Origin of the sequence: Helicobacter monodelphidis (genome assembly GCF_003288845.1) — a bacterium.
Lineage (GTDB): Bacteria > Campylobacterota > Campylobacteria > Campylobacterales > Helicobacteraceae > NHYN01.
Map to the genome: position 1 here is coordinate 1 of NZ_NHYN01000094.1, position 513 is coordinate 513.

Genomic DNA, 513 nt, shown 5'->3' on the forward strand with positions numbered 1-513 from the left:
CGAAGCGATGGCAATCGCATTTTAAAGGAGAGAATATGCAAAAATACCCAGAAGTGTATAGTTTAGAGGAAAGTTTAGCGATATTGGATAAATATAAAGGTCAGATTACACAAGAGCAGTATGAAGCCATACAATCAAATATAGGAAATTTTGCTATTGAGGACATGTATCTGAATGAAAAAGATATTGTCGATAATATTAGAATTTTAAAGGGTGAAGTTACCGCTAACGAATGTATAGCTGATCTTAAAAAAGAATGGGGTTGTATTTAACATGTGGGATTTTCAAGAAGTATCAGAATTTGATAGTTTTTTACTTAAAACGAATAAAGTAAATGCTAGTTCTTTGGAGGAATTATTCTATAGGGAAAGAGAGATAAGCAATAAAAAAACCATAGAATTAAATGCTAATCCCATTCAAGGCAACTTTGACTACCAACACTTGAAAGATATTCACAAATATATCTTTCAAGATATTTTTACTTGGGCAGGAAAAGATCGGTTTGAGTTAAAG

General features: G+C 31.4%; 1 protein-coding gene and 1 pseudogene. Both read left to right on the forward strand.

Annotated elements, in window-relative coordinates; genetic code table 11:
- Positions 1-35 precede the first annotated feature (35 nt).
- Positions 36-272, forward strand: coding sequence for an antitoxin VbhA family protein (locus CCZ01_RS10045; RefSeq protein WP_112053042.1), 237 nt, complete (start codon positions 36-38; stop codon positions 270-272).
- A 1-nt stretch (position 273) separates the two neighbouring features.
- Positions 274-513: pseudogene (locus CCZ01_RS10650) on the forward strand (Fic/DOC family protein); the annotation flags it as partial.

Excerpts from the sequence above, each read along its gene's own strand:
- CCZ01_RS10045 (WP_112053042.1), top strand. The coding sequence starts at position 36 with ATGCAAAAATACCCAGAAGTGTATAGTTTAGAGGAAAGTTTAGCGATA.